At 68.9% G+C, this 21271-nt stretch carries 21 protein-coding genes; 10 read left to right on the forward strand and 11 right to left on the reverse strand.

Going from position 1 to position 21271, the window contains the following annotated elements:
- Nucleotides 1-86: 86 nt before the first annotated feature.
- From MMF94_RS36430 to MMF94_RS36440, 3 genes are all read right to left on the reverse strand, one after another.
- Nucleotides 87-1244, reverse strand: a complete 1158-nt coding sequence (locus MMF94_RS36430) for an acyl-CoA dehydrogenase family protein (protein WP_241042029.1) — start codon at nt 1242-1244, stop codon at nt 87-89.
- 81 nt (nt 1245-1325) lie between these two features.
- Nucleotides 1326-1835 (reverse strand): DUF302 domain-containing protein, encoded by a 510-nt coding sequence (locus MMF94_RS36435; RefSeq protein ID WP_241042030.1) that lies wholly within the window; start codon nt 1833-1835, stop codon nt 1326-1328.
- Between the two features lie 93 nt (nt 1836-1928).
- Nucleotides 1929-2594 (reverse strand): O-methyltransferase, encoded by a 666-nt coding sequence (locus tag MMF94_RS36440; protein ID WP_241042031.1) that lies wholly within the window; start codon nt 2592-2594, stop codon nt 1929-1931.
- A gap of 132 nt (nt 2595-2726) precedes the next feature.
- On the opposite strand from MMF94_RS36440, the gene MMF94_RS36445 reads away from it, so the two are divergent.
- The 7 genes from MMF94_RS36445 (at nt 2727) to MMF94_RS36480 (ending at nt 10443) form a co-directional block, all read left to right on the forward strand.
- Nucleotides 2727-4037: a sensor histidine kinase gene (locus tag MMF94_RS36445; RefSeq protein WP_241042032.1), complete on the forward strand. Its 1311-nt coding sequence runs from the start codon at nt 2727-2729 to the stop codon at nt 4035-4037.
- Nucleotides 4038-4051: 14 nt separating this feature from the next.
- On the forward strand, nt 4052-4693 hold the full coding sequence (locus MMF94_RS36450) for a response regulator transcription factor (RefSeq protein WP_241042033.1): 642 nt from the start codon (nt 4052-4054) through the stop codon (nt 4691-4693).
- Between the two features lie 72 nt (nt 4694-4765).
- On the forward strand, nt 4766-5305 hold the full coding sequence (locus tag MMF94_RS36455; protein WP_241042034.1) for an LOG family protein: 540 nt from the start codon (nt 4766-4768) through the stop codon (nt 5303-5305).
- An 86-nt stretch (nt 5306-5391) separates the two neighbouring features.
- Entirely contained in the window at nt 5392-6690 is a 1299-nt protein-coding gene (locus MMF94_RS43630) for an isocitrate lyase/phosphoenolpyruvate mutase family protein (protein WP_338104407.1), read from the forward strand.
- A gap of 142 nt (nt 6691-6832) precedes the next feature.
- Complete coding sequence (locus MMF94_RS36470) at nt 6833-8041, forward strand: acyl-CoA dehydrogenase family protein (RefSeq protein WP_241042036.1); 1209 nt, start codon at nt 6833-6835, stop codon at nt 8039-8041.
- 44 nt (nt 8042-8085) lie between these two features.
- Nucleotides 8086-9330, forward strand: a complete 1245-nt coding sequence (locus tag MMF94_RS36475) for an MFS transporter (RefSeq protein ID WP_241042037.1) — start codon at nt 8086-8088, stop codon at nt 9328-9330.
- Nucleotides 9331-9507: 177 nt separating this feature from the next.
- On the forward strand, nt 9508-10443 hold the full coding sequence (locus MMF94_RS36480; RefSeq protein WP_241042038.1) for an acetamidase/formamidase family protein: 936 nt from the start codon (nt 9508-9510) through the stop codon (nt 10441-10443).
- Between the two features lie 3 nt (nt 10444-10446).
- Here the strand turns inward: MMF94_RS36480 and MMF94_RS36485 are convergent, their stop codons facing one another.
- Together MMF94_RS36485 and MMF94_RS36490 are read right to left on the reverse strand one after the other, a co-directional pair.
- On the reverse strand, nt 10447-11301 hold the full coding sequence (locus tag MMF94_RS36485; protein ID WP_241042039.1) for an alpha/beta fold hydrolase: 855 nt from the start codon (nt 11299-11301) through the stop codon (nt 10447-10449).
- 26 nt (nt 11302-11327) lie between these two features.
- Nucleotides 11328-11735, reverse strand: coding sequence for a hypothetical protein (locus MMF94_RS36490; protein WP_241042040.1), 408 nt, complete (start codon nt 11733-11735; stop codon nt 11328-11330).
- A gap of 135 nt (nt 11736-11870) precedes the next feature.
- On the opposite strand from MMF94_RS36490, the gene MMF94_RS36495 reads away from it, so the two are divergent.
- On the forward strand, nt 11871-12815 hold the full coding sequence (locus MMF94_RS36495; protein ID WP_241042041.1) for a LysR family transcriptional regulator: 945 nt from the start codon (nt 11871-11873) through the stop codon (nt 12813-12815).
- Nucleotides 12816-12831: 16 nt separating this feature from the next.
- On the opposite strand, the gene MMF94_RS36500 is transcribed toward MMF94_RS36495, so the two are convergent.
- Entirely contained in the window at nt 12832-13122 is a 291-nt protein-coding gene (locus MMF94_RS36500; protein ID WP_241042042.1) for a hypothetical protein, read from the reverse strand.
- Between the two features lie 162 nt (nt 13123-13284).
- Here MMF94_RS36500 and MMF94_RS36505 point away from each other — a divergent pair, with 162 nt between their 5' ends.
- Complete coding sequence (locus tag MMF94_RS36505; protein WP_241042043.1) at nt 13285-13467, forward strand: MerR family DNA-binding transcriptional regulator; 183 nt, start codon at nt 13285-13287, stop codon at nt 13465-13467.
- Nucleotides 13468-13570: 103 nt separating this feature from the next.
- Entirely contained in the window at nt 13571-13843 is a 273-nt protein-coding gene (locus MMF94_RS36510) for a hypothetical protein (RefSeq protein WP_241042044.1), read from the forward strand.
- A gap of 32 nt (nt 13844-13875) precedes the next feature.
- Here the strand turns inward: MMF94_RS36510 and MMF94_RS36515 are convergent, their stop codons facing one another.
- The 5 genes from MMF94_RS36515 to MMF94_RS36535 all read right to left on the reverse strand — a co-directional run bounded on the left by MMF94_RS36515 (nt 13876) and on the right by MMF94_RS36535 (nt 21245).
- Entirely contained in the window at nt 13876-14952 is a 1077-nt protein-coding gene (locus MMF94_RS36515; protein ID WP_241042045.1) for a DUF418 domain-containing protein, read from the reverse strand.
- On the reverse strand, nt 14945-17890 hold the full coding sequence (locus MMF94_RS36520) for a Pls/PosA family non-ribosomal peptide synthetase (protein ID WP_241042046.1): 2946 nt from the start codon (nt 17888-17890) through the stop codon (nt 14945-14947). The genes MMF94_RS36515 and MMF94_RS36520 overlap by 8 nt, the downstream gene beginning before the upstream one ends.
- A 384-nt stretch (nt 17891-18274) precedes the next feature.
- Nucleotides 18275-19060, reverse strand: a complete 786-nt coding sequence (locus MMF94_RS36525; protein WP_241042047.1) for a helix-turn-helix domain-containing protein — start codon at nt 19058-19060, stop codon at nt 18275-18277.
- 11 nt (nt 19061-19071) lie between these two features.
- Nucleotides 19072-19284 carry a hypothetical protein gene (locus MMF94_RS36530; RefSeq protein WP_241042048.1) on the reverse strand — a complete coding sequence of 71 codons (213 nt, stop codon included), beginning with the start codon at nt 19282-19284 and terminating at the stop codon, nt 19072-19074.
- Between the two features lie 128 nt (nt 19285-19412).
- Nucleotides 19413-21245 carry an NHL domain-containing thioredoxin family protein gene (locus MMF94_RS36535; RefSeq protein WP_338104408.1) on the reverse strand — a complete coding sequence of 611 codons (1833 nt, stop codon included), beginning with the start codon at nt 21243-21245 and terminating at the stop codon, nt 19413-19415.
- Nucleotides 21246-21271: the final 26 nt, after the last annotated feature.

A 21271-nucleotide genomic window follows, 5' to 3' on the forward strand; every position in this document is an offset into this window, starting at 1 on the left:
TCGCTGTCGGGGTGGTGGTGCTGGTGGTGCTGCGCATGACGGGCCGCACGACCGAACTGAAGGTGAGCTGACCCGCCCGCCTCGGCTCAGCCGCGGGCGGCCGCACCGAGGGCCAGACGGGCGATGATCACCTGCTGGATCTGCGAGGTGCCCTCGTAGATCCGGAACAGCCGGGCGTCGCGGTAGAAGCGCTCCACCGCGACGCCGCGGATGTACCCGGCCCCGCCGTGCACCTGCACCGCGCGGTCGGCCACCCGGCCCACCATCTCGCTGGCGAAGTACTTCGCCGCCGAGGGGCCCTTCACCTTGTCGGTGCCGGCGTCGTAGGCGCGGGCGACGTCGAGCACGAGTGCACGGCCCGCGTAATGGTCGGTGATCGAGTCGGCGATCAGGCCCTGGATCAGCTGGTAGGACGCGATGGGCCGGCCACCCTGCTGGCGGGTCTTCGCGAACTCCACCGACTCGTGCACCAGCCTCCCGGCCATCCCGACGCACAGCGCGGCGATGTGGGCTCGGCCGTGCGCCAGGCACTTCGTGGCGGTCCGGAACCCCTGGTCGAGGCCGGCCTCGCCGCCGACGAGCGCCTCGGCCGGGACGCGCACGTCGTCGAGGTGGACGTCGGCGGTCCACGCGCCGAACTGGCCCATCTTGTGGTCCTTCGGGCCGATCGTGAGCCCGGGCGTGCCGGCCGGCACCAGGAAAGTCGAGATGCCGCGGTTGCCGACGGCGTCGGGGTTGGTGCGAGCGAACACCATGATGACGTCGGCGACCGGGGCGTTGGTGATGAAGCGCTTGGAGCCGTTGATCACCCAGCCGGTGCCCTCGCGCCGGGCCGCGGTGACGAGCCCGGACGGGTCGGAGCCCGCGTCGGCCTCGGTGAGGCCGAACGACGCCGTCACCTCGCCCGACGCGAGCCGCGGCAGCCAGGCCTTCTTCTGCTCGTCGGTGCCGCCCACGAGAAGCACCTGGCCGGCGATGCCGTTGTTGGTGCCGAAGAGCGAGCGCAACGCCGGGGTGGTCCAGCCCAGTTCGAACGCGAGCTGTGCCTCCTCCTCGAGCGTCATCCCGAGGCCGCCGTACTCCTCGGGGATCGCGAAGCCGTAGAGGCCCATCTCCTTGCAGGTCGCGATGATCCGCTCCGGGATGGCGTCCTCGGCGTCGATCTGCTCCTCCAGCGGCACGACCTCCTTGCGGATGAACGTGCGCACCGCGGACAGCACGTCGGCCAGGTCGGAAGGCTCCACGTCGATCTCCCGTCGTTCGTCGCTCGGGGCCACGCTAACGGCCCGCTGCGACGGTGAGCGACGGTGGGACGGGAACTCCGGTCAGCCGGCGAGGTCGGCCGGAGGTGTGGCGCCCAGGGCGGTGAGCAGGGTGGCGACCTTGCGGTCCAACTCCCGTCCGACGGCCGAGATCTCCGCCCGTCCGAGGCTGTCGAACTGCGTGCTCGGCTGCTCGAAGACGCAGACCGCCTCACCGGACGGGTCGGCGTGGATCAGGAACCGCAGCGGGGCATACATCGTGGCCACCGGGTCGTAGCGGTACATCCGCTCCGCGATCACGTGGTTGCCCACGAGGTACTCGGTGCTGTCCCACACGGCGCGGCCGCCCACCATGAGCGACGGTACGTCGAGTGCCCAGAAGCGCATGAGGCCGAGCGGTGCCGTGCGGCCCGCGAGCCTCACTACGTCGTCCCAGTTCTCGAGTGCCGTGAACCGGTCGAGGTCGATGGCCGGCAGCAGGTCCTCGAACCGGCGGATGGCCTCGGCGTAGGGCATCCCGAGTGGCACGGAGAGCCGGCGCACGGTCCGGGTCGCCGTCGTTGTGTCTGTCATGGTTCTCACCTCGCAGTATCTGACATGCTCAACGAAAGCTAGCCCGGTCGAGGGTAAGCGCGAAAACTTCGTTTGTGCAAGTCAGATGGCGGGCTACTGCACCAGCGCGAGCAGGAAGCCGTCGTATCCCTTCGTGCCGACCGTCTGTATCACGGTGGCGCTCACCCGTTGCTCCCGTGCGACGGCCTCGGCGAGCCGGCGGGTGCCGACGACCGAGGGGTCATCACTTCGGGCGTCGGCCACCCCGCCGTTGCGCACGACGTTGTCGACGATGATCATGCCGCCGGGCCGTGACAGCCGCAGGGCATGCTCGAAGTACACGAGGTTGGACGCCTTGTCGGCGTCGATGAACGCGAGGTCGAAGGGGCTGTCAACGGCGGGATCGAGAGCCGCGAGGGTGTCGGCGGCGGGCCCGACCCGTACCTCCGTGACTCCGGAGAGACCGGCCCCGGCCAGGTTCGACCTGGCCACCTCGGCGTGCCGGGGGTCGATCTCGCACGTGATCAGCCGCCCGTCCGGAGGGAGGGCTCGGGCCAGCCAGATCGTCGAGTAGCCGCCCAGGGTGCCGACCTCGAGGATCCGCCGCGCGCCGATCGAGCGCGCCAGCAGGTGCAGCATCTTGCCCTGGTGCGGGGAGACGTCGATCCCAGGCAGGCCACCGGCGGCATTGGCCTCCAGTGCGGAGTCGAGCACCGGATCGCGTTCGAGCAGCAGCTGTCCGAAGTAGTCGTCGACCGACGACCACACGTCCTCAACCATGTGGCCGAGCCTAGGGTGCCGGAGATCGGCTTCGCGCCGGATCTCGGGCGCGCGGAATGTCGGGTTGGCCCTACCCTGCCTGCGGAGGTGCACCGGCTGGGGCCGGCGACCACGGGGGGCGAGGGTGGGCGCATGACAGGAGTGGAGTACGTCACGGCGCCGTCGCCCGCCACGAGGGCCGTGGGTATCAGCAGATTCTGGCGGGGCATCGGCTATCTCCTCGGCGGCCTGCCGGTCGGCATCGTCGCGTTCGTCGTCGCGATCGTCGGGTTCGTACTCGGCCTGGGGACCTTCGTCATCTGGATCGGTCTACCCGTGCTGGTACTCACGCTGCGGGCAGCGCGTGGGCTCGCGGTCGTCGAGCGTCGATCCACCGAGTGGGCCACCGGCCGGGCTCTGCCTCCGCACTACTACCGCGAGCCGACTGGCCGGGGTATCGGGAGGCTCTTCCGAGCGCTGATCGATCCGCAGTCGTGGCGGGACATGCTCCACGCCGTGGTCGCCCTCCCGCTGCGGATCGCGACGTTCGTCATCACCGTCGCATGGACCGTCGGCGGGCTGGGCGGGCTGCTGTACGTCACCTGGCAGTGGGCCTTGCCCGATGACGACGAGGGCGGCGGGCTGTACTGGCTGCTGACCGGTGACCAGGGCCGGGCCGGCGAGATCGCGGTCAACACGGTGCTGGGCGCGGTGATGCTGGCGACCTCGCCGTTCGTGGTGCGCGGCCTCGTCGCCACGCGTGCCGGCCTCGCCCGGGGCCTGCTCACCAACCAGACCGCCGCGCTGCGGGCCCGCGCTGCCCAGCTGGAGTTGAGCAGGCGCGCTGCCGTGCAGGCCGAGGCGCAGACGCTGCGACGGCTGGAGCGTGACATCCACGACGGCCCGCAGCAGCGCCTGGTGCGGCTCAACATGGACCTCGAAGCCGTCGCCCGCCGCCTCGACGACGACCCGGACAAGGCACGCCCCCTCGTCGCCGAGGCACTGGAGCAGAGCCGGGAGGCGTTGGGTGAGCTGCGCGCCCTCTCCCGCGGCATCGCCCCGCCGATCCTCGCCGACCGAGGGCTCGGGCCGGCACTCGCCGCGGCCGCCGCCCGGTGCCCGGTGCAGGTCTCCCTCGACGTGGCGCTGCCGCAGGGCGAACGGCTCGCCCCTGCCGTCGAGAACACGGCCTACTTCGTGGTGACCGAGGCCCTCACGAACGTCGCGAAACACGCACAGGCCACGCTGTGCACCGTGCAGGTGAGTGCCGACGCCCAGCGGGTGCTCGTCCAGGTGCGTGACGACGGACGCGGCGGCGCCCACCTCGGCAAGGGCCACGGCCTCGCCGGGTTGGCCGACCGGCTCGCCACCGTCGAGGGCGCGCTGGACGTCGTGAGCCCGCCCGGTGGTCCGACGGTGCTGACCGCCGATATCCCGCTCGCCGGGCTGGGGGAGCGGCCATGAGGGAGGTTCGTTAGGTGCGTGTTGTGCTGGCGGAGGACTCGCTCCTGCTGAGGGAGGGACTGGTCCGGCTCCTCGACGAGGCGGGGGCGTCCGTGGTGGCGGCGGTCGGGGACGGCAAGGCGCTCGTCGAGGCCGTTCACGAGCACCGGCCCGACGTCGCCGTCGTCGACGTCCGGATGCCGCCGACGTTCACCGACGAGGGGCTGCGTGCCTCCCTCGAGGTGCGCCGGACGGTGCCGGGCACGGCGATCCTCGTGCTGTCGCAGTACGTCGAGGAGTCCTACGCCTCCGACCTGCTCACCGCGGGCGGGGGCGTCGGCTATCTGCTCAAGGACCGGGTGGCGAAGCTCGCCGACCTGTCCGACGCACTGGAGCGCGTGGTCGACGGCGGCACGGTGCTCGACCCCGAGGTCGTCTCCGCGCTGTTCGCACATCGCCGCCGCCGCGACCCGCTCTCCACACTGTCGCCCCGCGAGCGCGAGGTGCTGGGACTCATGGCCGAGGGCCGCACGAACACCGCGATCGGCCGCACCCTCGTGATCACCCAGGGTGCCGTCGAGAAGCACATCTCCTCGATCTTCACCAAGCTCGGGCTTCCCCCGTCCGGCGACGATCACCGGCGGGTCATGGCCGTGCTCACCTGGCTCGGGGTCTGAGCGCGCCGATCATCGGCGGCGTCGGACATTCTGTTCCGTGAACCCCGATTGGTCAGATCTTATAGTTCACGTGTGAATATCTGTGTTTTTCTCTCCGGCGCAGACCTCGACGAGCGCTACACGCGCCCGGCCAGGGAGTTCGCCGAGCTCATCGGCAAGGGCGGCCACACCCTGGTGTGGGGTGGATCGGATACCGGGCTGATGAAGGTCGTCGCCGACGGAGTACGGGAGTCCGGAGGGCGGCTCGTCGGGTTCTCGGTCAGCTTTCTCCGGGACTGGGCCAGGAAGGACGCCGACGAGATGGTGATCGCCAAGGATCTCGCGGAACGAAAGGCGCTGCTGCTGGCCGGATCGGACGCCGTGGTGGTGCTGGCAGGCGGCCTGGGCACGTTGGACGAGGCCACCGAGGTGCTGGAGCTGAAGAAGCACAAACTGCACAACAAGCCGGTGGTGCTGCTGAACACGGCGGGCTTCTACGACGGGTTGACACTCCAGCTCCGGCGGATGGAGGAGGAGGGCTTCCTGCCGGTTCCCTTGGCCGAGCTGGTCTTCGTCGCCGACGAGGGCGCCGCTGCGCTCGCCCACCTGGAGGAGTCCGTCGCTACGCGGTGACGGGTCGTCGGCAAGAGAATTGGCCCAGGAATCCGTCGTGGGAATGACCCAGAATCCAGCAGTACCCGGCACGTAGCGTCGCAGGCGTGACAACGATCAGCGCCCAGGACGACACGAACTACCTCCCAGAGCACGCACCGCGCGTGGACTGGATCAAGCTCGCTCCCGACGTCTACAAAGCCATGATCCGTCTCGACACGGCTGTGCGGAACGGCGTCGAGACGACGTTGCTCAACCTGGTCAAGATCCGCGCGTCCCAGATCAACCACTGCGCCTTCTGTCTGGACATGCACAGCAAGGATGCGCTGGCGGCCGGTGAGTCGGCGGAGCGGATCATCCAGGTCAACGCGTGGACGGAGTCGAAGCACTTCTTCACGGCGAAGGAGATCGCGGCGATCGAGCTGACCGAGGCGATCACCGTGCTCACCGACGGATTCGTCCCGGATGAGGTGTACGCGAGGGCTGCGGCCGAGTTCGACGAGACCGAGCTGCCCACCTCATCGCCGCGATCGCGACGATCAACGCGTTCAACCGCTTCGGTGTCTCCACTCGGATGGTCCCCGGTCACTACATGCCGGGCGCCTAGCGCCCGCGTCGATCTGCGCACGCATCTGACATCCGCACCATTCACCCCTCGCCTTCCTCGGGACAAGAAAATAATGACGGTCTCCACTTTCCGTGCCCTGCACCATGACCGCCCCGCAGGCGACCCGCTCGTCCTGGCGGGGCCGTGGGACGCTGCCAGCGCGCGGGTCTTCGCCGACGCCGGCTACGCCGCCCTCGCCACCCCGAGCGCCGGGGTCGCCGCCTCGCTCGGATACGAGGACGGCTCGACCCCGCTCGACGAGATGTTCACCGCGGTGGCCAGGATCGCCCGGGCCGTCTCCGTGCCCGTATCCGCCGACGTCGAGTGGGGTTACGGCCTCGCACCCAGGGAGCTGGTCGGGCGGCTACTGGAGACGGGCGTCGTCGGCTGCAACCTGGAGGACTCCGAGCACCACACCGCGATGAAGGAGCCCAAGCGGCACGCGGATTGGCTGGCCGAGGTACGGGCCGAGGCCGGTGACGACCTCTTCATCAACGCGCGCGTCGACACCTTCCTGTTCGGGACGGGTGACCCGGCCGACGCCGTGGAACGCGCCCGTCTGTATGTGGCCGCCGGCGCCGACTGTGTGTACCCGCTCCTCGCGCCGCCCGAGGTGCTCCCGGCGCTGCGGGAGGGCATCGAGGGCCCCATCAACATGGCTGCTGGACCGGACAAGAGGTCCGTGGCCGAGCTGGGACGGCTGGGCGCGACGCGCATCACCTTCGGCCCGGAGATGCAGCAGTACGCGATCGAGGCGATCGGCGAACTCGCGATGGGGCTGCTCGTCACCACCGGCTGAGCGCCCTGCCCGTCGGGGTACACGTCGAACTCGGTATTCCCCTTTCGTTGGCGAAACCGTGACATGAATCGTCAACGGTCCAATCTCATCCTGTCTGGATGGTTGAATGAACATGACTTCACATTTCCTGAAGGAAAGCCCGATGAGTACGGACTTTTCGGAATCAGTGGGCCGGTCGAGGGATGACCGATCTTTCCTGGTCGCCCGCGCGGAGCGGCTCCGGCAGATTCTGGCGGACAACGCCCAGCAGGGAGCCGCTGACCGACGGGTCACCGAGTCGAGCATCGCCGCGCTCGCGGAGGCGGGCCTGTTCAAGGTGATGCTGCCCAGGCGATACGGCGGATACGAGGCTGGCGTCCGCACGAGTCTCGACGTGATGGCGGCCGTCGCGTACGGCGACGGCGCCGCGGGCTGGGTGGTGTCGCTGGTGAACCACTCCGCCTGGGACATCGGATTGTGCCCGACACGTGTGCAGGACGAGGTGTTCGGCGCCGACCCGGACACCCGGGTGTGTGGCTCGCTCGCGCCTGTGGGCACCGCTGTCGCGGTCGAGGGAGGTGTGCGGCTGTCCGGCCGTTGGGGCTACGTCTCGGGCTCGCTGCACGCCCAGTGGGCAATGCTCGGGTTCAACCTCGTCGACGAGACCGGGGCTGTGATCGAGGGCGCGGTCGCACCCGTCCCGGCCGCCGACTACACAGTGTCCGACACATGGTTCACGGCCGGGATGAGGGGGTCGGGAAGCAACACGCTCAGCGCCGAGGACGTGTTCGTGCCGTGGCATCGCGTGGTGCTGCGGGCACGCCTGGACGCGGGCGACTACCCCACCGAGCACAAGGACGAGATCACTTATCGCAGCGGCTTCTACCCGACTCACACGATGGGGCTGATCGGCCCGCTCCTGGGGCTGGGGCGGGCGGCGCTCGACCACGTGCTGGACGCGGCGGGCACGAAGCGGGTGGCCGGCACCGTGTTCCGTCGGCAGGCCGACTCCGCCGGCCTCCAGATGCTGCTCGGCGACGCCGCTCTTCTGATTGACACCGCGCACCTGCACGCGTACCGGGCGGCCGACGACCTCGACGATCACGCCGCACGAGGTGAGCAGCCGTCCTTCCCCACACGGGCCCGGGTGCGGGCGGACGCGAGCCGGGCAGCGGGACAGGTGGTGGACGCGATCACCATCCTGCTCGACGTGCACGGTTCCGGGGGCTTCGTCGATTCCAGTCCGCTGCAGCGGATCTGGCAGGACGCGAACGTCGCGGCGCGGCATGTGTCTCTGCTGCCGGGCATCAGCTCCGAGGTCTACGGGAAGGCCCTCCTTGGTCTTCCGAACGATGTCGTGCTGTCCCTGTAGCAGCCCGCCTCGCAACGTCGCCCGGTAAGTCACGAGGAAGATCGATGCGTCCACCCACCGTCCGGAAAACCCCCGGCGGAGCACCAGTCGGAATCAGCACCAAGCTCGCGGTCATGCTGGCCATCGCGTCCGGGATGGCGGTTGCGAACATTTACTACGCCCAGCCTCTGCTGGGGCAGATCGGACGAGACCTCGGAGTCGGGCCGGCGGGACTCGGGCTGGTCACGACCGTGACCCAGATCGGGTACCTCCTGGGCCTGATCCTGATCGTGCCACTCGGCGACCTGATCAACCGTCGGCTCCTCATCGTGGCGGGGTGCGTGATCGCCGCGGCGGCCCTGGTCGCTGTGGCCGTGTCTCCGGGCTCGCTGATGTTCCTCATCGCCAGCGCCGTCGTCGGAGTGGTGTCGGTCGTGCAGCAGGTCATCAATGCCTACGCAGCAGTACTGAGCAGTCCCGAGTCGCGGGGCCGGATCCTCGGCATCGTGACCAGCGGCGTCGTCTTCGGTGTCCTGCTCGCCCGTACCGTGTCCGGCGTGCTCGCCGATGCGCTCGGCTGGCGCTCGATCTACGTCGTCTCGGCGCTGCTCATGCTCGGGCTCGCGCTCGTACTGGCCCGCAAGCTGCCACCGGAAACCAGCAGGGGCGCCGTCTCCTACCGACGCCTGATCACGTCGGTTGTCACCCTGACGATTCACGAGCGTGCGTTCCGCGTCCGCAGCCTGATCACGCTGTTGGTGTTCGCGGGCTTCGGCGCACTCTGGGGTTCGGTCGCCCTGCCACTGACAGCCGCGCCGTGGCACCTGTCCACCACGGAGGTGGGCCTGTTCGGTCTCGCCGGCGTCGCGGGAGCCATCGGCGCCTCCCGCGCAGGCACCCTGGCCGACCGCGGCCGGGCGCAATGGGTCACCGGCGTCGCCCTCGTGCTGTTCGCCGTGTCCTGGGCACCGATCGGCTGGCTGCCGCACTCCCTGGTCCCGCTGATCATCGGAATCGTCATCCTGAACTTTGCGGGTCAGGCCATCAGCGTCATCAACCAGCACCTGATCGTGGCGATCGATCCCACTGCCAGCAGCCGGCTCATCGGCAGCAACACGGTCTACTACGCCATCGGCACCGGTGGTGGCGCGATCGCGGCAACCACCGCCTACAGCGCCTCGGGGTGGAGCGCCGTCTGCATCCTCGGCGCCGGTCTCACCACACTGGCATTCCTGATCTGGGCCGTCGACAGAATCTCTGCGACCCGCCGCGCCCCGGCCGGACGGGCAGAGAACCGGCCGACCGCGTGAACCGGCTCGCGCCGCGCCGGCACGTACGCCGCCGACCCGCCACACCTCGGCCTGCTCTCCTGGCTCGGCGCATGCGTAGGGCCGCGCCGCGGCGTGCGACCATCCCGTTGGATCGTGATCATCGGGCGTCGCGTCCGCCGCACACAGCAGCGATCCGGTACTCCCGGAAGGAGTCGCATGACCGAGCACCACCTCGAGCCCACCCCGGAGACGGCGATCGACGTCCTCAGTCGCGAGACGGCGCCCGTTCTCACCGTCGAGCCGGGGGACACGGTGGTGGTCGGGTCGCTGGACGCCAAGGGACATCTGGAGCGCCAGCAGAAGCCGGGCGAGGTCCGGCCGCTCATGTTCGCTCCTCGCGCGGGCCACTGCCTGACCGGTCCGATCGCAGTGCGCGGTGCGGAGCCGGGCATGGTGCTCGCGGTGCACCTGGTCTCGATGCGGCCCGGCGAGTGGGGCTGGACAGTGGCCGCGGCGAGGGACAAGTGGCTGGTCCGCCGGCTGGGCCTCGCGGACGGCCCGCCGTCCCACCTGCTCTGGGAGCTCGACTCCGAGCGTGGCGTCGGCGTCAACGACCGCGGCCACAGCGTGGCGCTCGCCCCGTTCCTCGGGGTGATCGGACTGCCCCCGGCCGCGGCGGGGGAGCACTCCACGATCCCGCCCCGGGCCGAGGGCGGCGGGAACATCGACTGCCGTGAGCTCGTCGCCGGATCCACCCTCTACCTGCCGGTCACGGTCCCGGGCGCGCTGTTGCACCTCGGGGACGGCCACGCCGCGCAGGGCGACGGGGAGGTCGGTGGCACCGCGATCGAGTGCCCGATGACCACGACGGCCGTGCTCGACCTGGTCACCGATCCGGCCGTACCGGGCATCCACGCCGTCACTCCCGGCGGCCGCATCACGTTCGGTTTCCACGAGGACCTCAACGAGGCCATGGCCGAGGCCCTCGACGCGATGCTCGTGTGGATGCAGTCCCTGATCGACTTCGACGGCGAGAACCCCAAGGCCACGGCCCTCGCGCTCGCCAGCACGATCGTCGACATGCGGGTCACCCAGGTGGCCAACGACACCTGGGGTGTGCACGCCGTGCTGCCGCACGACGCACTCGGGTGAGGGTTACGCCGGCTGCTTGCCGGCCAGCTGCTCCAGGGCCTGCTTCAGGTAGCCGCGGAACACCCCGTAGTTCTCACTCATCGGGAAGTGCCCGATCTCCTTCATCTCGATGAACGAGGCGTTCTTGATCTGAGCGGCCGTGCGCCGACCGTCCTCCGGGGTGGTGAGGTAGTCGTACTCGCCGGTCAGCATCACCACCGGGCACCGCTCGCCGTCGATCGCCCCGAGCTTGTCCCGCAGGTCGTGGTCGACCGAGTAGAAGTACAGGTCGCCCTTGAACGCCTCGGAACCCTGGCTGTAGTAGAACCAGGTCTTCCAGCGGTCGGCCACCGGCGACTGCGGTGCCATCAGGTCCCAGACCCCGCTCGCGCACACCTGCGCAGCGTTGGCGTGCGGGTGCTGCCACCAGTCGAGGTAGAAGCCGGGGGAGTAGTCCGCGCCTTCCACCGGGATCACGCCCGCGAACCGCTCCGGGTACCGCAGGGCGAGCTGCAGCGCGATGTTGCCGCCGAACGAGGAGCCCATGAAGATCGGCTGCTCCAGCTCGAGCGCGTCGCAGAGAGCCACGATGAACTTCGCGTAGTGGTCGGCCGTGAGCTTGTACTCCTCGGTCCACCACTCGCTGTTCTCCGGCGGGTCCGACTTGCCGTGCCGCGGCAGGTCGTAGGCGATCACCCGGTAGTTCGCGGTGACGTCCTCGTCCTCGAGCAGGCCGCGCCACTGGTGGTTGTGGCAGCCCGCCGTGTGCTGGCACACGAGCGGCGTGCCGGATCCGTTCTCCAGATAGAAGACCTTGTACTGCAGCCCGTCGACGTCCACGTCGACGTAGTGCCCCGTCACCGGGGAAATCCTCGCCATGATCGATTCCTCTCCGTTTCGGGATGTCAGACGGGAACGCCGATGCCGCGCAGCAACTCGATCTGGCGCGTCAGACAGCGGAGGTTCTGCATCAGGACGAGGATGTCGCCCTCCAGCTTCATGTCCCGCTGGAAGGTGGCCGCCCAGATGCCGTGGTACATCGGCGGGGGCGTCGCCACGCCGAAGTTGCGCCACGTCTCGGCACTGGCCCGGATCGCGAACTGGTAGGGCACGTCGAGTGGGCCGGGATCCACCGTGACCTGGGCGACCTTCCCCGAGACGACGCGCACGGCGAAGGTGTGCTCCGCCATGTCGAGCAGGTAGGCGCACGTGAAGTACTTGCCGTGGGCCTGGATCTCCGGATCCTGGTCGTTGGCTTCGATGAACGCCCGGGCCCAGTCGGCGGGCGCCGGGGCTTGGGTAGCGGTGGCCATCCGGGTACTCCTCTCTGAGCGGTTCGCCGTCAATCTGACTCCCCGCCGGATGCGGCGGTCCAATACCTGTCGTGCACCGACCGATAGTTCGCAGCAATTGGTCCGACCGCGGATCACCGGCCTATCGTCGGCAGGGTGCACACGCCGTTGGAGCTGCGTCTCCTTCGCTACTTCGTCGCGGTAGCGGAGGAGTTGCACTTCGGTCGGGCAGCGGCCCGGCTGCACATCGCGCAACCCTCGCTGAGCGTGCAGATCCGCAAGCTCGAACACGGCATCGGCACCGCGTTGCTGCTGCGCACGAGCAGGCACGTCGAGCTGACAGCCGCGGGCGAGGTGTTGCTCGGCGAGGCCCGGCGACTGCTCGACGCCGCCGATCGCGCAGCGGAGCTGACCCGCGCCGCGGCGCACGGGGCACGTGGGTCGCTCGTGGTGGGCTTCCAGGCCAACGCCGCGGCGGAGCTCACGCCGAAGATCCTCTCCGCGTTCCAGGTGCGCCACCCGGGCATCCAGGTCGAGATGCGCTCGCACGACTTCTCCGACCCGTACGTCGGCCTGGCCACGGGCAGCTCGGACGTCGCTTTCGTGCGGCCGCCGCTGTTGATGCAGGACTGGCTCGCCGTCGAGACCCTGTTCGTCGAGCCGCGGTTGCTCGTGGTGTCGAGCGAGTGCTCGTTGGCGCAGTTCGCCGAGGTGACCCTCGAACAGCTCGCCGATCAGCCCTTCGTCGCGCGCCGGGCACCGGACTACTGGCGCGACTTCTGGCTCGCCACCGACGCCCGTGACGGCCGGCCGGTGCGGCTGGGCGCCGAGGTGACCACGGTGGACGAGTGCTTCGAGGCCATCCTGGCCCGGCGCGGGATGGCCTTCACCCAGGCGTCCACCCAGCGCTTCTACGACCGGCCGGGCCTTGCGTTCATCCCGGTGCGGGAGCTGTCCGCCTCTTCGTTGTCCATCGCGTGGCGCACGGACATGGACGTGCCGGTGGTCCACCGGTTCGTCGAGACGGCACGGGCGGCCGCTGCGTGGCCGTCCGTGCCGGGTGATCAGAACTCGTCGACCCTGGGTGCCCTCGGCAGCTGAGAACGCGCGAGCCCGGCTACCTCACCACGCGCAACCTGGTGCGGGCGGTGGCCTGCGCGGCGAGCGCGGACAGCGTGCAGGGGAACCGTGCGCTGGGTGTGCCGCACCCACCCCGCGTGCACCCGCGGCACCTGCCGGTTCCGTCGTCGACGTGATCCGCGAGCAGCCGCGCCGCCACTTCCGGCATCGCTGCGATCGTGGCAACCAGGGCCGCCCACGAGACCTGCGGGTCAGTCGCCACGTCGGGCCTCGCCGCGTCGAGAGCCGATCTCCCGCTCGTCCGGAGGAGCGTCAGCTCTGTACTCACCGGTCACGTCTCCCCCAGGGTCTCGATCGCTCGGAACGTTCAGAATCGTACCGAACGAACCCTATCTGTGACGAGTCGAGATTGTTGAGCTGAGTTGAGATGTTCGCTGAGACTGACCTGGAGCATCTACATCGGCTCTGACCAGCGCCTAACGTTGAGAACGTGGAGGACCTGGTGAGCACCGGAGACCTCGCGAAGGCTCTGGGAGTCTCGCGGGGAGCTGTGATCCGCTGGGTGAACGCGGGGCTCATCACGCCTGATGTGACCACGCCGGGCGGACACCACCGCTGGGACGTCAAGCGCGTGCGCGAGCAGTTGCGTGGGCAGCGGAAGCGCGACGAGTAGGACGCGACCTGCGCTCGTGCCGGCGAGGGCTCGAACGAACGATTGCAAACGCCGTGCCGCGAAGCGCACACATCGCTGCTGATCAGCGCCTACCGTCCGCAGCGTGGAACTAGTGAGCACCGGGGCACTCGCGAAGGCACTCGGCGTCTCGCGCGCTGCCGTGAACAGATGGGTGGGCACCGGCCTGCTCGTACCGGACGTCACCACACCCGGCGGCCACCATCGGTGGGACGTCGACCGGGTGCGGGAGCAGCTCGGCGGGAGAGACGGCGTCCTGGGCGATGCTCCGGGCAGCCGCTACGCCGTGGTGTGCGCCGTGGCGCACCACGCCTTGTCCGCGCCGGCCGACGCCACACCGCGCGATACGCAGGAGTGAGCCGCCGGCGCGGTCAGGCGATCGGAGTCCGGTCACTCCGGATCTTTTCTGCCGGCCGCCAGCACGGCATGCCGTGCCCTGCAGGAGAGCTGCGCCACCAGAAACTCCAGCGGTCCGTCAGCCAGGAACCGTCGCCACAGCAGGGCGAACAGCAACGCACCGGCGAGCAGCACCGGGTACTGCTCGGCAGGGCTGCTCCCCAGCACGCCGGTGGCGAGCACCAGCACGAACCCGCAGTAGAGCGTGAGCACCATCGTTCCGGCAGCCGTGAACGGCCGCAGCAGACGTTCCGTCGCGCGAGCGCGCACCAGGAGTATCGCGGCCGCGAGCACCACGACTGCTGAGCCGAGGCTGTTGATGCTGCGAATGAGGTAGACCCAGCCGTGCGAACGCGATGCCGGAAAGGCGAGCCACCACAACCACGAGACGGCCACGGCTGCGATCCCACCGATCAGCACTCCGCGGATGAGCTCCACCGACGACAGGTCCATGCGGCCGATGGCAAGCCCCGTGCAGATGCAGGCGAGGTAGATGAGCACGGGATAGAACCCCGTGACGAAGACGTCGACGAGCAGCCCGGACGGATCGGCGACCATGGTCGAGAAGGTGGGATTCCCCTGGGGCTGCAAGCCGCTGCTGTCGATAGTGGAGGTCACCATGATCGGCGTGATGAGCAGCACCACGGCCGCGAAGCGGGCCAGGAACCATGGCCGACGCCCCAGGAACAGGGTGGTGAGCAGCACGAGCACGCCGTAGTAGGGGAGCACGACCGGCACGGCGTCACTGAATCCGAGTGCCAGACCGATCGCCGCGATCAGCAGGGCCTCCACGGCAACCTCCGCACGGGCGGAAGCACGGTGCCGGCGATCCGGGATCCGGCATCCCCCGGAGGTCAGCCCGAGGCTGACGCCCGCGACAAGAGCGAACGCCACCGCGGGACAGTCACCTGCGCTCATCGGGCCCAGTGCCGATAGGCCGTTGCCGGGCGCGGCATGGAACACACCGGCCGCCATCAGGCCGAGTAGAGCGATGCCTCTGGCCAGGTCGACACCGGTGCGGGGGCCTCGCACGGATGCGCAGGCCCCCGCTTCGGGCTTGCCCTCAGTCATCCGCCGTCCCCACGGCCACCCGTCCGACCGGGCGGGTGAGGTCGTGATCGTCCCGCACCTCGACAGCCGGATTACCGCGCGAGATGGCGCCGTCGGAGATCTCCTCGCCCTTCATCACGAACGCGTGCGGCTCGATGACCGCGTCGTCACCGACCGTCACACCGTAGTTAATGAACGCGCCCGCGCCGATGGTGACACGGGATCCGACCGTGACGTAGTCGGACTTGAAGACACCGTCCTCCTGGGAGTGAGGGAAGATCAGACTCATCTGATTGGCGGTGCAGTCGTCGCCGATGGTGACGAGCGAGCGCTCGCTCAGGAAAAGGCCGTCGTCGAAGAATCGGCGGCCGACCCGCACGCCGAGCATGCGCCACAGAATGTTCTTGAGCGGAGTGCCGTTGTAGAGCATGTAGAGGTTCGGCTCGTTCAACTTCCAGTACTGTTCGTGACGCCAGAACAAGGGATCGTAGATCGAGCAGTACCTCGGTTGCAGCCTCCGGAACCGGCTGGAGGCACGTTCGACGAACACCCAGTAGAGAATGGCGAACAGTGGAAAGGTGGACCCTGACAAAACCAGTGTTACCGGGCCGTTCCACTCCTCGTACAGCTCCGAGAGGGCTCCGATGTACACCAAGATGCTGAAGAGGAAGGCCCACCGCACCAGTAGGTACAACACCATCGTGACGATGTTGTGCCTGTTCTTGGCATGGAGGCGTTGACGCTGCTCGGCCCGCCCCAGGTGATATGCCGCATCCCGCGCCACGGTCCGCGGGATCGGGAAAGTAGGACTGCCCAGGAGTCCGGTGTCTTCCCGGATCGGGCCGTCGATCGGAACCATTGCCTTGGACGCGATGAGGCAGTTGTCGCCCACGGTGCTCTGAGCCGGGTAGTTGATCACGTTTCCGAGGAAGTTACTTGTCCCGATCTTCGCGCGCGAGAGACGGAATGAGGTGTTCGAAAAATCGGCGTTCATGATCGACAGCGCATCGGCCACCATTGTTCCGCTCCCGACCGTGACCAGGTAGGGGTTCTCGTGCTTGATCACCGTGCCGAAGTTTGACCCGGTCTGCACCACCGTGGTGAGATCGTAACCGATCCAACGCAGGTAGTGGACGATGTAGGAGCTGTCACCGAAGAGTCCGCACAGGAGCTTGTTATTGGTCATGCGTGCGATCGCGTTGTGAATTCCGTAATGGAAGCCGAACAGCGGATACTCGGTGTCGGGCTTGATCATGCGGTTGAGCGCGCGGGGAATCGTGCCGCTGATCAGCAGGCCAGCCACGATGGGGACTCCGAAGAGTATTCCGGAGACAGTGAGCATGTCTCGATAGAACGGCCAGGAGGCGAGCGCCCCCGGCCCGGGATCGAGGAGCTTGCTGAACTGTGGGATGTCGTCGAGCGCCAGTACGAGTACGCTGACCGTCAGCGGCACGGCGATGACGAATGCTCGCAGCAACTGCATGACCCCGAAAACGGCGGCTTTCCTACTCGCGTCGGCGGCCCCCTGGCCGACCAGTCGATAGTTCGTGTCCGTCCGCTGGGCCGGAGTTCCGTGCCACGTTTCCCCGGCGGGCACGCTCTGGCCCATGTGGAGGGTGGAGTCATGTCCCAGTTGGGCCTCGTCGCCCATCGAGGCCCCGATCTCGATAACTGCACCCTCTCCGACGAACACGTTCTTCCCGAGGTGAACCGGGCCCGTCTGGACCCGGCCGTCGTGAGCGCGATAGCAGGAGATGAGAGCGTCGCTCCGAATGACGGTGCCTGCGTCGATCGCGAGCAGGTCGGTGCAGACGGGCAGGACCCGGCAGTAGATCGCGACTCCGGGGCCGATTTTCGCGCCCAGTGCCCGCAGGTAGAAATTGATGACCGGCGATGTCGTGTTGGAACGCGACCGGCCGCCGACCAGGAGCAGCAGTGGATTCGCCCGGACGAGGGTCTTGACGAACCAGAAGCGGATGTAGCCTAGGCTCCAGGCGGGGATCTCCTGAATCTTCCAGCGTCCGATCAGCACCCATTTCGCCACGATCGGCAGAATGCACATCGCGAGAACGGCGGCGTCGCCGAACACCGCCGCCCGCAGGAAGAGCTCGGCCACGTTCGTGGCGGCGGAGATCCAGTTGTCGCCCACGTCGGCGACGGCCTCCGCGGCGGCGAGGTACGCCGCGAACAGCAGGGTCTGGATCACTCCGCAGAGCACGTACATCGGGGTGCCGGCCCGTCGCTGCGCCGCTGGTTCCGTGGGCGCCGGCGTCGCCGGGGCGGCGGGCATCGTGCCTTGGACCGCCTTGGTCAGGCTCCTGATCGTCGGGTTCGTGTAGACGTCCTTGATCGTCACTGCCGGAAGGTCGGGCCGTTTTCGGATGCGGGCGCAGAACCGGGCCATGACCATCGAGTCGGCGCCGAGGTCGTGGAAGAAGTTGCTGTCGGCCGTCGCCTGCTTCACACCTACGACGTCCGTCAGGAGGTTCAGGAGTGCGTGTTCCGTGCCGATAGGCGGGCCGGTCGTCGGGCCACCCCGGTCAGCGGCGACCCGGGGCCGTGGTGAGGGTTTCGGCGCGGGCGGCACCGTCGGCACCGGAGCAGTAGGCAGCGTCTCCGCGAGCGCCGCCGCCAGGCTTCTGATCGTCGGGTGCAGATAGACGTCCTTGATCGTCGCGGTCGGAAGGTCGGGTCGTTTTCGGATGCGGGCGCAGAACCGGGCCATGACCATCGAGTCGGCCCCGAGGTCCTCGAAGAAGTTGCTGTCGACCGTTGCCTGCTCCGTGCGTGCGACATCCGTCAGGATCTCCAGTAACGCCTTTTCGGTGTCAGTTGCCGGGTTGGCTCCCTCGGCAATCATTCCGGTCGGCCGCGCGGAAGGATTCGGCCGCAGTTCTCTTCCGATTTCAGACATGGTCCCTCGTTGATGATGAAAATGATCGACGCCGACAACGGTCACGGGTGCGATTCCTTGATCGCAGTACCTGGATGTTCTTGAACCGACCTCGCCGGTAGCTCCGGGCGGCCGTGCGACGGAACCGGGACATCGTCATCGAATGAGTGCCCGGATCCTGGAAGAGGTGATCGTCGGCTGTCCACGATGTCGGTCATCGGGTCGGGGCGCTCGAGTAGGAGCGTGGCATCGGGATCCTCCCGAGGGAGGTCGCGGTCAGTTCTCCGTTTCGGGCATCGCGTATCACTCGGCGCGAAAGTCTGGACCGCCCCGAAATGGCCATGTAAGCCTGTGGCGCGCCGGAGGGGCCTGATTTCCGCGCACTCTCGGTACTGGCATGCCATCAGAATTCGGGTCGAGCTATCCGGGGGCTAGACGCTCCCTCCGCTATTACTCAGACTGATCTCGGTGGGGCTGGTCGATACTGTGGGGCTGTGTTCGTTTTCTGTAGCACGGCCACGGCAGTGATCTGGAACAACGGTGCTCACGCCGCCAGCCTGCCGGCGTCATCCCGTACTGTCGCCGGAACGCCCGTTCGAACGTACTGAGGTCGAGGAACCCGACGGTACCCGCGATGCTCGACACCGTGAGGCGGTGATATCTCGGGTCGGACAGCATCGCCTGTGCCGTGAGTAGCCGCTGCTCGCGAATGTAGGCGCCGGGCGTCGTCCCGATTCGTTCGAACAGGTTGTACGCATAGCGCACCGATATGTGGTGCCGGCGCGCCAGCTCCGCGACTCGCAGCTGCGGGTCGGCCAGGTGCGTGCGAACGTGCGTCCGCATCATGTCGAGCAGCACCTGCGCGGGGCCGTCCCCACCCGGTACGGAGGGCGTGGTGTCCCGCAGCGCCATGGCGAGCAGGTCGATCGCGGCGCGCCCGGCGTCCAGCCGCTGCCGGCCGGTGAGGTCGTCGGCCGCGTCGAACAGCCGGTCGAGGTAGGTGGACAGCATCTGCATAGCCGGGGCTGCGGCGTCCACGTTGCGCGCACAGGCCTCGGTGAGCTCGGCGGTGCCCAGCGGGAGCAGCCCGCGTGGGAAACGCAGATTCAGGCTCTGCTCGGTGGACGAAACCCGCTCGTAGTGGCTCCGTGTCTCGATCAGAATGCCCGAACCGGCCGCCATCTCGGCGAGGCGGTCGCGCTGGCGGACGTGGCCGTGGCCGACCACCTGTGGCACGCAGAAGTGCATCAGGTCATCGACCGGCGCTCTCGCGCCATCCGGCCGATCGGGACCGCGCGTATCTGCCCTCGGAAACGCGACCGACAGAGCGTCACGGTCTCGCCCAGCTCCTGAACCACCGACCGCCCGTGAAAGCCGGGACCCGTCCGGGCGGTCACGGGTGTGTAGATCTCCCTGGCGACGTCTTCGAACTCCTCACCGGAGAACTCCCGAATCTGCACGGTCCCCAGGCTAGTTACGCAACATGTATTCAGGGGCGGCGCTGCAAGTGCTCTTAGTGCTACCTGGACGTCCGGGTCGGCGGCTGCGCGGCGAGCAGCCTCGTGGTCCGTTCGGTGGCGAGCCCGCGCTACTCCCGCACCGCGCGCAGGTCCAGGACGAGCTCGTCCGGCGCGCCGTCCACGAGACGCACGGGGATGCCCCAGTCCTGTTGGTAGCGGTGGCACGCTGCGAACACCCCGTCGCCGTCGTCGCAGGCTGCGGCCGCCACGCTGATCTGCAGCACGCCCTCGACCGGCCCGCCGGGAGCGAACCGCACCTCTCGCGCCAGCCCTGTGGCCGTGCCGGCGCCGGCCATGAGCAATTCCGGCGGCGAGGCCGTGACGGTCAACGACGTCGGGTCGCCGAAGCGCGTGTCGAGATGCTGCCCGGTGGGCGGCATGAAGTCGATCCGCAGTGACAGTCCGCCGGGCGCGAGGTCGGTGCGGGCCCGGCGCACGCGGTGTGCGCCCCGGTCCACCCGGGAGCTCGCCGGCACCGGCACTCGTACGAGCCGGTGCGCCGCGGACTCCACGACCACCAGCGCGTCGCCGTCGACGAGGAGGTCGCTCGGCTCCTGCAAATCCCGCGCCAGCGTGCCGACCGTGCGCGTGCCCGGGTCGTACCGGCGGATCGCGCCGTTGTAGGTGTCGGCGATCGCCACCGACCCGTCGGGGAGCACAGCGACGCCGAGCGGATGCTGCAACAGCGCGGGTTCGTCGCCGGTGTCGGCCGGCCCGTCCCGGAACCCGAAGTCGAACAGACCCAGTCCGACGGCCGTCGTCACCGCCGCTCCGACCGAGGGCCGGTCGACCACCGCACGCAGCGCGGACGTCTCGGCGTCCGCCACCCAGAGCGTCCCGTCCGGGGCGACCGCGAGCCCGGACGGCTGCGCGAAGAACGCCTCGTCCGGCGGCCCGTCGCGCAGGCCCTCGTTGGTCGTGCCGGCGAGCACAGTGACCGCGCAGGAAACGGGATCGAACGACCACAGCTGGTGGTTGCCCGCCATAGCGACGACGACCCGGTCCGCCCACCAGGCGAGATCCCACGGCGTCGACAGCTCGGCCGCCGACGCGCCGACATCCACCCGCTCGCGCAGCTGGGCGCCCGTTCCGGCCACCGTCGTCACGTGGCCGTCGTCGAGCCGCACCCCGCGCAGGGCGTGGTTGGCGCTGTCGGCGACCACGATGTCGTAGCCGGTGGCGGCGGCCACCGCGTCGGGCAGCAGCACGAGACCGAGCGGTTCGGCGAACCGGGGCTCGTCCCCGTCGGCCAGGCCGCGTTCGCCGGTGCCGATGCGCCGCCGCTCGGTGACGAGGTCGGCGTCCAGCTCGACGAGCTGGTGATGCGCGGTGTCGGACACGAGGAGCGTGCCGCCGGGCAGCCGGATCGCCTTCCCGGGGAAACGCAGCGCCGTGGTCGGCTCCGGTGGCGCCACGTACGGCCCGTCGCCGCGGTGCAGCGTGCCGGCGGCCTCGTGCTCGGCCACCAGCTCCTCGATCAGCACCGTCAGCCCGTTCGCGTGCCCTTCACCCGACATCTGTGCCACGACGTACCCGGTCGGGTCGATGACGGCCAGGGTCGGCCAGGCCCGCGCGGCGTAGGCGTCCCACGTGGTGAGCTCCGGATCGTCGAGCACCGGGTGATGCACGCCGTAGCGCTCCACCGCGGCCTCGACGGCCTCCGGGTCGGCCTCGTGCACGAACTTCGGGGAGTGCACACCGATCGTCACCAGCACGTCGGCGAACCGCTCTTCCAGCTCCCGCAGCTCGTCGATCACGTGCAAGCAGTTGACGCAACAAAATGTCCAGAAGTCGAGCAAGACGATCTTGCCGCGCAGTGTCGCGAGGGAGAGCGGCTCACCACCCGTGTTCAACCAGCGGCGTCCGGTGAGCTCCGGTGCCCGCACCCGTGATCGGCCCATGAGCGGGCCAACACGACGAGGTGCGC

Source organism: Pseudonocardia alaniniphila (assembly GCF_022524485.1).
GTDB classification, from domain to species: Bacteria; Actinomycetota; Actinomycetes; order Mycobacteriales; family Pseudonocardiaceae; genus Pseudonocardia; species Pseudonocardia alaniniphila.

Coding starts and splice junctions, on each gene's coding strand:
- MMF94_RS36435 (WP_241042030.1), bottom strand. CDS start 1,835: ATGACAGACACAACGACGGCGACCCGGACCGTGCGCCGGCTCTCCGTG.
- MMF94_RS36440 (WP_241042031.1), bottom strand. CDS start 2,594: ATGGTTGAGGACGTGTGGTCGTCGGTCGACGACTACTTCGGACAGCTG.
- MMF94_RS36445 (WP_241042032.1), top strand. CDS start 2,727: ATGACAGGAGTGGAGTACGTCACGGCGCCGTCGCCCGCCACGAGGGCC.
- MMF94_RS36470 (WP_241042036.1), top strand. CDS start 6,833: ATGAGTACGGACTTTTCGGAATCAGTGGGCCGGTCGAGGGATGACCGA.
- MMF94_RS36475 (WP_241042037.1), top strand. CDS start 8,086: ATGCGTCCACCCACCGTCCGGAAAACCCCCGGCGGAGCACCAGTCGGA.
- MMF94_RS36480 (WP_241042038.1), top strand. CDS start 9,508: ATGACCGAGCACCACCTCGAGCCCACCCCGGAGACGGCGATCGACGTC.
- MMF94_RS36485 (WP_241042039.1), bottom strand. CDS start 11,301: ATGGCGAGGATTTCCCCGGTGACGGGGCACTACGTCGACGTGGACGTC.
- MMF94_RS36490 (WP_241042040.1), bottom strand. CDS start 11,735: ATGGCCACCGCTACCCAAGCCCCGGCGCCCGCCGACTGGGCCCGGGCG.
- MMF94_RS36515 (WP_241042045.1), bottom strand. CDS start 14,952: ATGACTGAGGGCAAGCCCGAAGCGGGGGCCTGCGCATCCGTGCGAGGC.
- MMF94_RS36535 (WP_338104408.1), bottom strand. CDS start 21,245: ATGGGCCGATCACGGGTGCGGGCACCGGAGCTCACCGGACGCCGCTGG.